The 14,470-nt window shown below is 45.4% G+C and carries 13 protein-coding genes and 1 other annotated feature; of the genes, 2 read left to right on the plus strand and 11 right to left on the minus strand.

Annotated features, from left to right (window positions below; all coding sequences use genetic code 11):
• Positions 1-38: 38 nt before the first annotated feature.
• The 4 genes from QNI08_RS01160 to zapA form a co-directional block, all read right to left on the minus strand.
• Positions 39-2,393 carry an endonuclease MutS2 gene (locus tag QNI08_RS01160; RefSeq protein ID WP_285765598.1) on the minus strand — a complete coding sequence of 785 codons (2,355 nt, stop codon included), beginning with the start codon at positions 2,391-2,393 and terminating at the stop codon, positions 39-41.
• A 36-nt stretch (positions 2,394-2,429) separates the two neighbouring features.
• On the minus strand, positions 2,430-4,148 hold the full coding sequence (polX, locus tag QNI08_RS01165; protein ID WP_285765599.1) for a DNA polymerase/3'-5' exonuclease PolX: 1,719 nt from the start codon (positions 4,146-4,148) through the stop codon (positions 2,430-2,432).
• 203 nt (positions 4,149-4,351) lie between these two features.
• Positions 4,352-4,897, minus strand: a complete 546-nt coding sequence (locus QNI08_RS01170; protein WP_285765600.1) for a CvpA family protein — start codon at positions 4,895-4,897, stop codon at positions 4,352-4,354.
• 4 nt (positions 4,898-4,901) lie between these two features.
• A complete protein-coding gene (zapA, locus tag QNI08_RS01175; protein ID WP_057911494.1) occupies positions 4,902-5,162 on the minus strand; it encodes a cell division protein ZapA in 261 nt (86 codons plus the stop codon).
• 171 nt (positions 5,163-5,333) lie between these two features.
• Between zapA and rnhC the strand changes: the two genes are divergently transcribed.
• Positions 5,334-6,293, plus strand: coding sequence for a ribonuclease HIII (gene rnhC, locus QNI08_RS01180; protein WP_285765601.1), 960 nt, complete (start codon positions 5,334-5,336; stop codon positions 6,291-6,293).
• A 116-nt stretch (positions 6,294-6,409) separates the two neighbouring features.
• Here rnhC and QNI08_RS01185 read toward each other — a convergent pair whose 3' ends face one another.
• The 4 genes from QNI08_RS01185 to QNI08_RS01200 form a co-directional block, all read right to left on the minus strand.
• Positions 6,410-6,706 (minus strand): hypothetical protein, encoded by a 297-nt coding sequence (locus tag QNI08_RS01185; RefSeq protein ID WP_285765602.1) that lies wholly within the window; start codon positions 6,704-6,706, stop codon positions 6,410-6,412.
• Between the two features lie 68 nt (positions 6,707-6,774).
• The gene (gene pheT, locus QNI08_RS01190; RefSeq protein ID WP_285765603.1) at positions 6,775-9,189 is read right to left on the minus strand and encodes a phenylalanine--tRNA ligase subunit beta; all 2,415 of its coding nucleotides are present in this window, start codon (positions 9,187-9,189) and stop codon (positions 6,775-6,777) included.
• Positions 9,190-9,217: 28 nt separating this feature from the next.
• Positions 9,218-10,258, minus strand: a complete 1,041-nt coding sequence (gene pheS, locus QNI08_RS01195) for a phenylalanine--tRNA ligase subunit alpha (protein ID WP_285765868.1) — start codon at positions 10,256-10,258, stop codon at positions 9,218-9,220.
• Positions 10,259-10,315: 57 nt separating this feature from the next.
• Positions 10,316-10,554 (minus strand) — a binding site (T-box leader).
• 50 nt (positions 10,555-10,604) lie between these two features.
• Positions 10,605-11,357 (minus strand): TrmH family RNA methyltransferase, encoded by a 753-nt coding sequence (locus QNI08_RS01200; protein ID WP_285765604.1) that lies wholly within the window; start codon positions 11,355-11,357, stop codon positions 10,605-10,607.
• A gap of 122 nt (positions 11,358-11,479) precedes the next feature.
• On the opposite strand from QNI08_RS01200, the gene sspI reads away from it, so the two are divergent.
• Complete coding sequence (gene sspI / locus QNI08_RS01205; RefSeq protein WP_285765605.1) at positions 11,480-11,689, plus strand: small acid-soluble spore protein SspI; 210 nt, start codon at positions 11,480-11,482, stop codon at positions 11,687-11,689.
• Positions 11,690-11,723: 34 nt separating this feature from the next.
• On the opposite strand, the gene QNI08_RS01210 is transcribed toward sspI, so the two are convergent.
• The 3 genes from QNI08_RS01210 to QNI08_RS01220 all read right to left on the minus strand — a co-directional run bounded on the left by QNI08_RS01210 (position 11,724) and on the right by QNI08_RS01220 (position 14,217).
• Entirely contained in the window at positions 11,724-12,113 is a 390-nt protein-coding gene (locus tag QNI08_RS01210) for a general stress protein (RefSeq protein WP_285765606.1), read from the minus strand.
• 171 nt (positions 12,114-12,284) lie between these two features.
• Entirely contained in the window at positions 12,285-13,064 is a 780-nt protein-coding gene (locus tag QNI08_RS01215) for a YflT domain-containing protein (protein ID WP_285765607.1), read from the minus strand.
• Positions 13,065-13,287: 223 nt separating this feature from the next.
• Complete coding sequence (locus QNI08_RS01220) at positions 13,288-14,217, minus strand: YsnF/AvaK domain-containing protein (protein WP_285765608.1); 930 nt, start codon at positions 14,215-14,217, stop codon at positions 13,288-13,290.
• Between the last annotated feature and the right edge of the window lie 253 nt (positions 14,218-14,470).

Raw genomic sequence — 14,470 nt, forward strand, 5'->3', positions numbered from 1 at the left:
GTCAGCCAGCCAGGCAGAATAGCCGGCATGACCGCCCTTTATTTAAATTCCACCACCGTAATGCCTGTTCCGCCTTCTCCAGCTTCGCCGAACCGGATCCTTTTGACAGCGCGGTGGTTCTTCAAGTATTCCTGGACCCCGGACCGGAGAGCCCCCGTTCCCTTACCATGAATGATCGAGACGCTTGAATATCCCGCCAATAACGCATCATCCACATATTTTTCGACTCTTGAAATGGCATTTTCAAACCGTTCCCCACGTAAATCAAGTTCCACGCTTACATGATAATCCCTTCCTTTGATCGTCGTGAGAGGCTTGGTTTCCTTCACTTTTGTTGCTTTAATGAATTCCAGATCAGACTCCTTCACCTTCATTTTCATGATGCCGATCTGAACTTGCCATTCATTCCCGGAAACCTTTTCGATCAGGTGGCCCTTTTGTCCGAAGCTTACGACCTTCACTTCGTCTCCCGGTTTCAGGCTTTTCTCCAAAGGCCTTGCCGTTTTATTCGATGTTTTCTTCACTTTCGGCGTTGCTTCTTCAAGCCGTTTTTTCGCATCGATCAGTTCATGCTCTTTCACATCGGCATTTTTCTCAAGGCGGAGCTTACGCAAATCCGCGATAATCGCTTCCGCTTCTTTTTTTGCCTGTTCAACGATTGCGGCTGCCTCTTTTGCTGCCTTTTCAGCGAGTGTATCGCGTTGTTCCTCATATTCACCCATTTGCTTTTGTAAATCTTTATGAAGGATTTCCGCCTGCTTCAGGTGATTCTTGGCTTCCAGCTCTTCCTCTTCCGCCTTCTTGCGGCTATCTTCAAGGGAAGCTATCATATTTTCGACTTTATTCGTATCTTCTCCGATATGGCTGCGCGCATTGTTTATCACGCTTTCATCCAAGCCAAGGCGCTTGGAAATTTCAAAAGCATTACTCCGCCCCGGCACACCGATCAAGAGCTTATAGGTTGGACTTAACGTTTCCACATTGAACTCCACGCTTGCATTGACGACACCTTCGCGATCATATCCATATGCTTTTAATTCTGGATAATGTGTCGTCGCCATTACACGTGCTCCGCGCTTATATACCTCATCCAAAATCGATATCGCTAAAGCGGCACCCTCCTGAGGGTCTGTTCCCGCACCAAGCTCATCGAATAAAACCAGGCTGTCATAGTCGACTTTCTTTAGAATGTCGACGATATTGACCATGTGGGACGAGAACGTACTGAGGCTTTGCTCAATCGATTGTTCATCGCCAATATCGGCATAAACGGAGGAAAACACGGCCGTTTCAGAGCCATCGAGCGCAGGGATTTGCAGTCCGGATTGGGCCATTAACGTGCAGAGGCCAATCGTTTTCAAGGTTACCGTCTTCCCCCCTGTGTTCGGGCCGGTAATGACGATCGTCGTGAATTCATCACCAAGGAAGATGTCATTGGCCACGACTGCATCACTCGGAATGAGCGGATGCTTCGCCTTGAATAATTTCACGCGTCCTTCATTATTCAGATTCGGCTTAGACCCCTTTATCGTTTTTGCATATTTCGCCTTGGCAACAAGGAAATCGATATGTGCCAGCACCTTCACATTATGAAGCAGTTCAGGCGTGTACCCACCGACCTTTTCCGATAATTCAACCAATATCCGTTCAATTTCCTGCGTTTCATTCACTCTTGTTTCCTGGAGAACATTATTCAATGGCACGATTGCTTGCGGTTCAATGAACAATGTCTGCCCTGAGGAGGATTGATCATGGATGATCCCGCCATATACACTGCGGTATTCCTGTTTAACCGGGATGACAAAACGGTCATTCCGGATCGTGATGATGGCATCCGATAACATTTTAGTTGCGTTCGAGGAACGAATCATGCTTTCCAGCTTCTCGCGGACACGACTTTCGTTCGAGCGGATCTGGTTTCTTAAGGTGCGGAGCTTGTCGCTTGCAGAATCCATCACTTCGCCATGTTCACTGATTGCAAACGTAATATCCTGCTGCAAATCGATCAACGGATGAAGCGAATTAATATATTCGGCTACAAGCGGGACAGTGATTTCCTGCTCGGCCAATTCTTCGAAGAATCGAGTCAGGATCCTGCCGGCACGAATCGTACTGGCAAGCTCCATTAATTCCATCGGTGAAAGCATTCCGCCAATTTGGGCCCTTTTGGCATGTGGCCGGATATCGAAAATCCCGCCCAATGGCAGGTTGCCTTTCAACCGGACGATTTTGGCCGATTCATCCGTTTCTTCCTGCCACCTCGTCACCTCTTCGAAGTCGGTTGAAGGCATAAGTTGCTGAGCCTTCTCTTTTCCTATCGAAGACGAGGCATGCGAGATTAATTGTTCTTTGATTTTATGAAATTCCAATGTCTTTAAAGCTTTATTATGCATGGAGTTAAAGCTCCTCCTTATTTATGGGCAAAATAGTTACTCATTTCTCTTCAAAAACGCTAGTAATCCTCCCTGATCCTTTGCATTCAGGACCGACGATTCTTTGATCCAGCCCTTTTTGGCCGCTGAAACTCCAACAGACATATGCTCCAGCATATCGATGCTGTGGGCATCGGTATTAATTACAATCGTTACGCCCGCTTCCTGTGCCTTGCGTAAATGAGGAGCGGCCAAATCCAGGCGGTTCGGATTCGCATTCAGCTCCAAGGCAGTATTCGTATCGCGGGCAAGCTCGATCAGCATATCGATATCGACATCATACCCTGTCCTTTTACCAATGATCCTTCCCGTTGGATGGGCAATGATATCGACATGTGGATTGTTAAGGGCCGTTTTCAAACGTTCCATGATCGTTTCACGCGGCTGCGAAAAACTGGAATGGATCGATGCGATTACCAAATCCAGCTCCGCAAGCAGTTCATCGTCATAATCAAGCGTCCCATCAGGGAGGATATCCATTTCAATCCCGGAAAGCACGGTAAAATCATCGTATTTTTCATTTAATTCATGGATGATTTTCTTTTGTTCCCGCAGCCGTTCCACTGTCAGTCCGTTCGCCACTTTCAAGTATTGCGAATGATCGGTAATGGCCATATATCGATAGCCTTTTGCACGGCATGCTTCGATCATTTCTTCTATCGTATAAGCCCCATCACTCCATGTAGTATGCATATGGAGATCGCCTTGGATGGCTTCTAGAGATATGAGCGGTTCAATTGCATCATATTGCTCGACTTCGGTACCGTCTTCACGCAATTCCGGCGGGATGTATGGCAGATTAAAGTGATGATAAAATTGTTCTTCTGTTTCGAACGTCAGGATCTCGCCAGTTTTCGCCACTTCCACACCATATTCGCTGATTTTTTCACCACGTTCTTTAGCGAGCTGCCGCATCCGCACATTATGATCCTTCGAACCTGTAAAATGATGCAATGTCGTGATGAATTCATTATCCTTCACGATCCTGAAATCGACAGAAATATCGTATTCATAATCAAGCACGACCGATACTTTTGTATCCCCTGCCGCTATAACATGCTTGATCCCTGATAGGGCAAGAAGCTGATTCTTCACTTCTTCGGGATGATCTGTAGAAATGATGAAATCGAGGTCCTTGATCGTTTCCCTCATGCGCCGGATGCTGCCAGCTCTCGATGAGCGGATGATATGGTCCATGTTGGCAAGAGCCGTTTCAATATCAGCGGCAATCGGCCTCATGAAGGCAAGAGGAAGCCGATCTGGCCTTGAGCCTGCCTCGGCAATGGCTGCCAGTATCTTTTCCTCCGTTTTCTTACCGAAACCGGCCAGTGCAGCAACCCTGCCCTCTTCACAGGCGGTTTTTAGATCATTCACATCATTGACATGCAGCTCTTTATGGAGTTTGGCAATTTTCTTCCCGCCCAAGCCTTGAAGTTGAAGCAGTGGTATCAAACCTTTTGGCACCTGCTCCTGAAGCTCCTCCAGCACGGTCGATTTTCCCTCATTGATGTACTCTTCGATGACGGATGCCGTCCCTTTGCCGATTCCATTCAACGCAGTGAAGTCCCCGATGGCCGCAAGACTCCGATCATCCGTTTCCAAGGCTCCTGCTGCTTTGCGGAAAGCCGAGACCTTAAAAGGATTCTCTCCTTTTAATTCCATATATATCGCGATTTTTTCTAATAGTTTAATGATATCTTTTTTATTGATCGCCATTTCATTCACCGCCAAAAAAATTAGTAGGGTGTGACTTGTTTTCTTTCTTAAAGATACCTTTCTTGAAGGGAAAGTACAAGCAGGCCGATCCTGCCATGACTTGATCAGGGGCAGGATCATGCGCTTACAGAAAAGGGCCTCCCCCAATCAAAGTATATGGATCAGGACTTTGAGAAAGGGGGGCAGGCCCTCGTTAACTGTCATTATGATTGAGCTGGTTTTTGAAACCAAAGTTCCCTCACTTGTTCGGAAAGGAACGGTGTATGTTTCACGATTGATTCTGCCATGAACGACCCCGCTAGCGGCTTCTGAATCGAATCCATTGGAAGCATGGCAGCTATATATAATATAATAAACATGATAAGATAGATTTCAACAAAGCCCAATATTCCGCCACCCCAGCGATTCAGCTGTTTTAATATCGGTAGGTGTGTGATGAAATTGAGCATCGAGCCAAGCATTTGCCAAAGGATCTTGGCAGCGAAGAAAATGATGGCAAAGGCAATCGCATTGTAATAAGCCGTTTCGAGCCCGACTGTTTCAAAAAACATAGTAAGGGCCGAGGAATCACTCATCGTCGGGAACGGGATCCACAATTTCAAATTGGGAGCAAGATCTCCATAAAACACATATGCGACGATAAAGGCCACTATGAACCCTGTCATATGAACGGTTTGTAAAATGAAGCCGCGCTTTAAACCGATTAATAAACCGATTAAAAGAATGGCCAGAATTGCTAAATCAAGCATGTACTCAGTCCTTCTCTCTCTTTAATTCCAGTTGAAGCTGGTCTAATTCATCTTTTAACTTAATATATTCGTGGATGGTATTCACGGCCGTTAGTACCGCTAGCTTGCTTGTATCCAAGTATGGGTTTTTCATACTGATCTCTCTCATTTTTTCGTCAACCATCGAAGCGACCAGGCGCATATGGCTTGCGCTTTCTGTTCCGACGATTGTATATGGTTGTCCGTATATATCAACTGTTGTTTTATTTCGTTTATCGTCTGACAAAATGATGCCCCCAATCTAAACAATCCTAATTCTATCATATCATGAAGTTTTTCGTCATGAAAGGGAGTACCGCGTCATTTCTTGTATAAAAACTGCAATAATTTGTCAGATGAAAACGACCCAGGAAGCAGCCTGCCTTAATAATAATATGAAGTTAGGAGTTTACCGATTATGTCCCATGTTGTTTTACTCATCAGTCCCGCACAAATAAAAAAGATGCACGTTCATTATTCTTCATCCTTGGCCACCACAGCGCCGCCAGGGAGCATCTTTTCCGCCAAGCCGCCGCTATGCACGGTGACCGCCTATAAATCGGGAAAGGTCCTTTTTCAAGGGAAGAACGCTGAACTGGAAGCCGGCAAGTGGCAGCAGGCCGCAACTCCTTCCGCGCCAAAGAAAAAAGCGGCCGCAACCTCTTCAGTAAAAATCCACCGGTATTCACCGCCTGCGAATATCGGAACGATGTCCGTGATTGGTTCAGATGAAGTCGGGACAGGCGACTATTTTGGCCCGATCACGGTCGTAGCCGTTTATGCAAAAAAAGAACAACTTTCCCTTTTGAGGGAGCTTGGTGTTCAGGATTCAAAAAACTTGAAAGACCCACAGATCATTGAAATTGCCAAACAGATAAAGGATGTCGTGCCCTTCAGCCTGCTTACTTGCGATAACCCTAAATATAATACGCTTCAGGCCCAGGGGATGTCACAAGGAAAAATGAAGGCTCTTCTTCATAACCAAGCCATCAAGCTTCTGATGCAAAAAATCCAGCCAGAGCAAGCCGAGGCAGTCCTTATTGACCAGTTCGCCCAGCCTGATGTGTTTTTTAATTATCTGAAGAACCAAGAACGCTTTCAAGCTAATGCTACCTATTTATGCACAAAAGCGGAAGGCATCCACCTTGGCGTAGCTGCTGCATCCATTCTGGCGCGATACGCCTTCGTCAAACGCTTTGATTTGCTAAGTGAAAAAGCCGGATTCAAGATCCCGAAGGGTGCCGGATTTGCCGTCGACGAAGCCGCTGCACGATTGATCCATGAAAAAGGAATCGATGCATTGCACGAATTCACGAAAACCCACTTTGCCAATACTGAAAAAGCAAAACGTTTATACCAACAGAAATACCATAAATAAAGGTAATGCGGCTGCCCCCTTCCAGGAACAGCCGTTTTTATGCGGGTTACTCGTCAGGTTGAGTACTTTACTTGCGAATTCGAGCGGTAATCTCGTTAATTTGAGTGGTTCACTCGCTAATTGACGATTTTTCTTGCGTGTTCGGACGGTTTACTCACCAATTTGAGTGGTTTTCTCGCGAGTTTGGACGGTTTACTCACCAATTTGAGTGGTTTTCTCGCGAGTTTGGACGGTTTACTCGCCAATTCGAGCACTTTACTCGCGAGTTTGGACGGTTTACTCGCCAATTCGAGCAGTTTACTCGCGAATTTGGACGGTTTACTCGCCAATTCGAGCACTTTACTCGCGAATTTGGACGGTTTACTCGCCAATTCGAGCACTTTACTCGCGAATTTGGACGGTTTACTCGCCAATTCGAGCACTTTACTCGCCAGTTTATAAAAAGACAGCTTCCCGCGTTTCAGGGAGCTGTCTTTTTGTTTTAACCTCGTAGTTCTGCGCCGGCTTTTTCTTTTACGGCTTCCAGTACTTTTTCGTGTGCTTTTGTAATGTCTTCATCCGTAAGTGTACGTTCCGGATCGAAGTATTTCAGTGAGTAGGCGATGGATTTTTTGCCTTGCTCCATTCTTTCTCCCTCGTATAAATCGAAGATGGTTACTTCCTTGAGCAGCTTGCCTCCAGCCTCTTCAATCATGATTTGAATGTCTCCGGCTTTTGTCGCTTGATCGACGACGAGCGCGATATCGCGTGTCGTCGATGGGTAGCGAGGAATCGTTTCGTAGGCAATTGGCGCCACTTCCGCTTCTGACAATGCCTTTAAGGAAAGCTCGAAAATATATGTTTCTTTTATATCCAAATCTTTTTGGACAGTTGGGTGCACTTGGCCGATAAAGCCGATCACAACACCATTCAACAGGACTTCCGCTGTCCGCCCTGGATGCATGTCATTGATTTGTGCTTGGCGGTAACTGATTTGATCCGTTAATCCCAGTGTATCGAATAATGCTTCGATCACGCCTTTGGCTACAAAAAAGTCGACCGGTTTCTTTTCGCCTTGCCATGGATGTGCTTCCCACAGGCCTGTGATGGCTCCGGCGATATGTTCTTTTTCTTCAGGAAGCTCTTGGTCTCCCCGCTTAAAGAATACGGATCCGATTTCATATAGAGCTACTGAATCAAGTTGGCGGGCGTTGTTATATCTCACGACCTCCAGCAATTGAGGCACGATGCTTAAACGCAGCTGGCTTCTTTCTTCACTTATCGGCATAGCTAATCGAATCGATTCTCTTGCTTCCAATGCAAATTGCGCGGCTTTTTCCTCACTTGTCAGTGAATAGGTCACCGCTTGATAAAGACCTGCTCCTTCAAGCGTACGACGGGCCTTCCGCCGTTTGATTTGATAGTCTGTCAAATGGCCAGGGGTAGCAGCACCGGTTGGCAGCGTAGTGGGAATATTATCATATCCATATAAACGTGCGGCTTCTTCCACTAAATCAGCTTCAATCGTAATGTCCCCACGGCGTGTCGGAACAGTGATCGTGAACGTTTCATTGTCGAGTTCCACACCGAATTTCAGGCGTTTGAAGATCGATTCCACTTCGGATACGGTCATGTTCGTGCCAAGAAGCTTATTGATTTTTTCAAGGGTGATGCTGATGACTGCAGGTTCCATTGTCAACTCGTCAACTTCTGCCGTTCCTTGCAGGACTGTTCCGCCAGCAAATTGGGCAATCAATTGCGCGGCACGTTCCCCAGCTTCACGTATCCGGGCCGGATCAACGCCTTTTTCAAAACGTGCACTCGCTTCACTGCGCAAGCCATGGTCTTTTGAAGCTTTACGAACGACCGTACCCGCGAAATAGGCACTTTCAAGGATGATGTTCGTGGTATCGTTTTTCACCTCGGAATCGGCTCCGCCCATAACACCGGCAATCGCAACAGGCTCGCTGCCATTTGTGATCACTAAATGATCTGGTGTCAGCGTGCGTTCCGCTTCATCAAGGGTTACGATTTTTTCAGCATCCTTCGCCCTGCGGACGACGATTTCTTTTGAACCAAAACGGTCATAATCAAACGCATGCAGCGGCTGCCCGTATTCAAGTAGGATGTAATTCGTGATATCGACCACATTATTATGAGGACGGATACCTGCAGACATCAGCCGTGTTTGCATCCAAAGCGGTGAAGGACCGATTTTTACATCTTTGATGATTTTCGCAATGTAAACCGGATTATCTTCTTTTGCTTCCACTTTTACGCTGATGTAATCCGTCGCTTTTTCAGCTGATTCTTCTTTCTCGATAACCGGCCATTTCACTTCCCGGCCGAGAATGGCTCCCACTTCGTAGGCAACACCGATCATGCTTAAAGCATCCGAACGGTTTGGCGTCAGACCAAGTTCGAGCACTTCATCACTTAGACCAAGCTCTTCCAATGCATCTTTTCCTACTTCCACATCATTTGGGAAGACGAAGATGCCTGTTGCATAATCCTTGGAAACGAGCTTGGATTCGAAGCCCAATTCTTGAAGTGAGCAAATCATGCCGTGCGATTCTTCGCCGCGCAGTTTCGCTTTCTTGATTTTGAAATTCCCTGGAAGGACGGCACCAACAGTAGCGACTGCGACTTTTTGGCCTTTATCGACATTCGGTGCGCCACAGATGATCTGAACGGGATTTTCTGCCCCGATATCAACTTGGCACTTATTCAATTTATCGGCATTAGGGTGCTGTTCACGTTCAAGCACGTGCCCGATGACGACGCCTTTAAGTCCTTCGCTTTTCTTTTCCACCCCTTCAACCTCAATGCCGCTTTTCGTGATTTTATCAGCTAACTCCGTCGCATTGATGCCTGAAAGGTCAACATAATCTTGTAACCATTTATATGAGACAAACATGGTAGGTCCTCCTTTATAAATTGAAAATTTATGCTTCGTGATGGTTGAATTGTTTTAAGAATCGAACATCATTCGTATAGAAATGACGTATGTCGTCCACACCGTATTTCAGCATCGCGATCCGTTCGACGCCCATTCCAAATGCGAAGCCAGAATATTTTTTGGAATCGAAGCCTGCCATTTCAAGGACGTTCGGATGAACGATCCCAGCGCCAAGCACCTCAATCCAGCCTGTTTGTTTACATACGCTGCACCCTTTACCACCGCAGATTTTACAGGAAATGTCCACTTCGACGGAAGGCTCGGTGAATGGGAAGAAACTTGGACGAAGACGGATTTCACGGTCTTGCCCGAATAATTTCTTCGCGAATACGTCGAGCGTTCCTTTCAGGTCGCTCATGCTGATGTTCTCATCGATGACCAAGCCCTCGATTTGCTGGAATTGATGGGAGTGTGTCGCATCATCATTATCACGGCGATATACTTTTCCCGGGCAGATGATCTTTACAGGGCCTTGACCTTCATGTTTTTTCATCGTTCTGGCTTGAACGGGTGAAGTGTGCGTCCGCATCAGGATTTCATCCGTAATATAGAAGGAATCCTGCATATCACGTGCCGGATGGCTTTTTGGCAGGTTAAGTGCCTCGAAGTTGTAGTAGTCGCTTTCGACTTCAGGACCTTCCGCAACGGTATATCCCATTCCGATGAATAAATCTTCAACTTCTTCCACAACACGTGTTAATGGGTGAAGGTTCCCCTTGTTCACCGGACGTCCTGGAAGTGTTACATCAATCGTTTCCGTTGCAAGCTTGGCATTGACGGCTGCCGTCTCCAAAGCTTTTTGTTTTTGCTCGATTTCCGTAGCGATTGCCTCACGTACCTCATTGGCAAGCGCGCCGATTTTCGGGCGTTCCTCTGCCGAGAGCTTGCCCATGCCACGCAATACCTCAGTGATTGGGCCTTTTTTCCCCAAATAAGCAACACGGACTTCATTCAGTTCCTTAAGTTCGGAAGCGGCGGTCACTTTTTGCAACGCTTCTTCCTGCAGTTCTAGTAATCGTTCCTGCATCATGTCTTCCTCCTTCATTATCCTTTTTAAAAATGAACACAAAAAAACCTCTATCCCTAAAGGGACGAGGTTTATGTATCGCGGTACCACCCTTATTAGTGCAAAACAAATAAACTCCTGCACTCACTTCATGAAAATAACGGCTTTTCACCGGAACATTTTTCGGACGTCATGTCTTCCCAATGCCAACTCGAAAGGTGAATTCCCTTAAGCAGTGCCATAAAAATGCTTTCAGTCGCGGCATTTTTCCCTGGTTATGGATAACTTAAGTTACTATTCTTTGTCATCGTTGTTTGCATTATAAAATTCTGTTTCATTATATTATAATTCGGCGTCCGTTTCAAATTCATTTTCGCAAATGGTACATTAAAATCCCAGCGGCAATCGCTACATTAAGCGATTCGCTTTTTCCATAGATCGGAATATAAAGATTTTTGGTCGTTTTCGCCAGTAACTCCTTTGAAACGCCTTGGCCTTCGTTACCGACTAACAGGGCGAATCGCGATGATTGTTTGACTTCATCGAACGGCGAAGCACCTTCCAAAGCCGTACCATAAACCGGCGTCCCATTCTGTTTCAGCTCATCGATGACCTCGGATAGGTTTGCCTTGATAACAGGCATATGGAATAGACTTCCTTGTGTCGAACGGACCACCTTAGGATTATATAAATCCGCACAGCCTTCGCCCACAATGACTGCATCAATACCGGCTGCATCGGCTGTCCTGATCATCGTCCCAATATTACCCGGATCTTGGACGGCATCGATCAACAATAGTTTATCATGCTCAATGGAGGCCATGCTCGCCAATCTCTGTTCACAAACAGCCGCAATGCCCTGCGGCGCCTCTGTATCGCATATTGCTTTCATGATATCTTGTTTCACATAAATGACTTCCGTGCCTTCCAGTTTGAAATGGGCTGGCATTTCCGTTTCTTCATTTACGATGACTTCCATGACGATTCCTTCTTTTAAAGCTTCTTCAACAAGGTGAAATCCTTCCACTAAATAGTGGCCGGTTTTATCACGCTCTTTTTTCGTCAGTAGCTTTTTCCATTGCTTGACTTGCGGGTTTTTTAGCGATTCAATATATTTCAAGGGTAAACGCTCCTTTAACTTCACACTGATTTTCCTATTATAACGCAAATTGCATACATATTACATGTCTGTTTGTGAAATGCTAGTAATGTCAGTCATTATGTGTTAGAGGAGGAATAATTGTGAATTTAAACCTACGAAATGCGATCATCCAAAATGTATCTGGAAATTCGCAGGAGCAGCTGGAAGACACGATTGTCGATGCAATCCAAAACGGTGAGGAAAAAATGTTGCCTGGCTTGGGAGTATTATTCGAGGTCATCTGGCAAAATTCATCCGATCAAGAAAAACAAGAAATGATTCATGCCCTTGAATCAGGATTAAAAAAATAACAGCCCTCGGAGGCTGTTATTTTTTTTCATTCACTCACTTCGTAATCGGCACCACTTTATCCGGATCTGCCTTCATTTCTTCGACTGAGACCTCTTCATCAAGAAGCAGAATGAATTTTTTTGCTTTCGCTTCTTCGAGAATCGCATTGGTTTCTGTTACGGAGTACCCGTATTTCGTGAAAAAGGTACGCAAATCCCCTGAGCCTTCTTCTGTGAAGAAATGGATGATTTTCTCTAAAAAAGTATCCTTGTCCTGATTGGCGATGATCAATATATCCGTATGCTCATTTCCTAGCTGCACATCATTTTTTATATCAGCTGCGACTGTCATCTGTATGCCAGTCACGCCTTTTGCTTGTAAATCATGAATTGCAGCAAGTAATTCCGGATTAGAGTCAAAAACACCGTAAACGTTTTTGTCCATGTTTTCTTCCTCCTTGTTACTTCACTTGAAATAGGATTCCTCTGTAATTATACCTTGCCGCTTTATTAATAAACAAGCATATAATGCAATGGTAAATGCTGATCCCTTGCTAGGGAGTTCCCCTGCCAAAAGGAAACTAACAGCCTTTGGGCAGGCTGTTAGTTTGCACCCTTACAGATGGTCGGTATTGATTCTATTCTTGATATAATCCTCTTTCAATGGGTCTTCTTCCCCTTTAACATTACGGTTCACAGATCGGTCTTCATCCAAAGCCTTCCCGGTATCGGCTGAAAATGGATCGGCATGTGGGTCGCTTGTCAATGTGCCTTCAAAATCCGTCTTCTCCTGTTGTTTGTATCTCTCGGTGGAATTGGACCTGATTTCCCTTTCTTGAGCACGCTTTGTGTTCAGCTCTTCATGATTTTCAAAGATATCGGCAGAATTCCCGTGCAGTTCTTTGCTTCTCCCTGGCTGCGCCTCCACTTCAGGCGTTTGATAGGCATTAGCAGTGGTCTCTGGAAAAAGGTTTGGGTCCGGGTTGTTCACCACCCCTGTTTTAAGCGGGTCTTCCGCGAGATATTCATCATCATGCATATCATTGGAGGCGGCTGCCTGGTCATCTATAAGGATCAAGAATTTCCCAGCCTCCACTTCGTTTATATATGCGGTCGCTTCGCTGTCGGCGAGCCCGAATTCTCCCAGCCTGTTTCTTATGTCTCCCGTTCCTTCATTCAGGAAGAAATGTTTCAGCTTATCCAAAAAGGACTCTTCGCTAGCATTCGTTACGACGTCCACTTCATGATCTTTTCTTTCACTGCCAAAATCGAAATCTTCCTTTTTATTGGCGATCACGGTTATTTCCCGTTCATCTCTTCCCGTTTCCGTTAAGGATTGTATAGCTTGATATACTTCTGGTTTAGAATCGTATATACCGTATAATGCTTTTCCCATGCATCTCTTCCTCCTTAATTTCTGGAACATTGTCTTATTTGTAGGTATACCCCAAGGGACGCTTTTTAAACAAAAAAGCGTCCTAAGAGGAAGTGTGGAGTTCTTTAGGAACACCTTTCTGTCCCTCTAAGGGAGGCTTTTTTGCAAAGGATCGCTTTCGTAATAAAAAAAGGGTATCGGAATGGAGAACATTCCGATACCCTTTTAGCCAACATTTTTACACTTAGAAGCGGTTACCACTTCGTTCAGTTGCATTTTTTTCATTCAAGATCGAGTCATCTGAACTATCAAGCTGAATTTCTTCTTTCTTCAAAGTATCTTTAACCTGTTCGGTTTCTTGTACAGCGTGTTTCTTGATGACGATTTCATCTGTTACAACTGGTTTTTTCGATACTTCCAATTTTTCTTCGACGACAGGGATACGTATCGTTTCCCCCTCCTGAATGCTGTCAGTCTCCAGATTTCCTTCCCGTCCTGACACTGATCGATGCTCGATTGTCACCTCTTCATGTTCAACAGGGACATTGATCGTTTTATGTTGTTCATTCACTTCTTTATTAATGACCACTTCACCGGTCTGAACTCTTTCTTTATCGATATTCAGCTGTTCTTCGCGAAGCGTGAGCGTCCGTTCATCTTCTGGCAATTCACGGCCTTTCCCGTTCACTCCATATACATCTTCCTTATTTAAGGCATCGGCTTTCTCGGTACCGTTATCGAGAGGGGGCGCGGTGTTCCCATCCAGCCTGGTTCCGGCCGTGTCCATCGATGCGGTCGTGAATTTATCTTTTGCCGTTCCAAGATGGCCTTCGCCTTCTTCGACCAACACGAGGACTTTTCCGTTCTCCACATCAAAGACATGTTCTGCTGCGTCACTATTGGAAAGTCCTGCATTCGCCAATCTTGTCGAAAGGTCAGCTGTATCATCTGGCATGAAGAAGCGTGCCACCTTGTCCATAAATGATTCGTCGTGAGGGACATTCGTCATCGTATGAACATCCGTTTCACGTTGGTGATTGGTAAAATCCAATGTTTCTTCCTTATCAGCGACAACCGTGATATCATCCCCTTCAAAGCCCTTGGCCTTGAGTGCATTGATTGCTTGGATCACTTCTGCATTCGATTCATATACTCCATAAACTGTTTTATTCATTGTACATTCCTCCTTAGGGTTTGTTGTGCTGTTTAGTAGCTGTCATATATAAACTCTACCCGCCTTGCACCTAAGTAAACGAGGAATCCATATTTCATTTATGTTAAAACATGACAATTCATTCTTAGCACAGAACAACAATTTGCCCGAAAACCAGGATTATCAAGGATTTGCTCATTAATAAAAACGTAATGTTCAGTAAAATAATTCCATATAAACACTTACGGCCTACCATCGGCGTTCGGTTTTTGCG

The sequence above is a fragment of the Peribacillus folii genome, assembly GCF_030271255.1.
GTDB lineage: Bacteria > Bacillota > Bacilli > Bacillales > DSM-1321 > Peribacillus.

What these genes read in the sequence shown, in the direction of transcription:
- QNI08_RS01160 (WP_285765598.1), bottom strand. Translation starts at nt 2,393, where the DNA reads ATGCATAATAAAGCTTTAAAGACATTGGAATTTCATAAAATCAAAGAA.
- polX (WP_285765599.1), bottom strand. Translation starts at nt 4,148, where the DNA reads ATGGCGATCAATAAAAAAGATATCATTAAACTATTAGAAAAAATCGCG.
- QNI08_RS01170 (WP_285765600.1), bottom strand. Translation starts at nt 4,897, where the DNA reads ATGCTTGATTTAGCAATTCTGGCCATTCTTTTAATCGGTTTATTAATC.
- rnhC (WP_285765601.1), top strand. Translation starts at nt 5,334, where the DNA reads ATGTCCCATGTTGTTTTACTCATCAGTCCCGCACAAATAAAAAAGATG.
- pheT (WP_285765603.1), bottom strand. Translation starts at nt 9,189, where the DNA reads ATGTTTGTCTCATATAAATGGTTACAAGATTATGTTGACCTTTCAGGC.
- pheS (WP_285765868.1), bottom strand. Translation starts at nt 10,258, where the DNA reads ATGCAGGAACGATTACTAGAACTGCAGGAAGAAGCGTTGCAAAAAGTG.
- QNI08_RS01210 (WP_285765606.1), bottom strand. Translation starts at nt 12,113, where the DNA reads ATGGACAAAAACGTTTACGGTGTTTTTGACTCTAATCCGGAATTACTT.
- QNI08_RS01215 (WP_285765607.1), bottom strand. Translation starts at nt 13,064, where the DNA reads ATGGGAAAAGCATTATACGGTATATACGATTCTAAACCAGAAGTATAT.
- QNI08_RS01220 (WP_285765608.1), bottom strand. Translation starts at nt 14,217, where the DNA reads ATGAATAAAACAGTTTATGGAGTATATGAATCGAATGCAGAAGTGATC.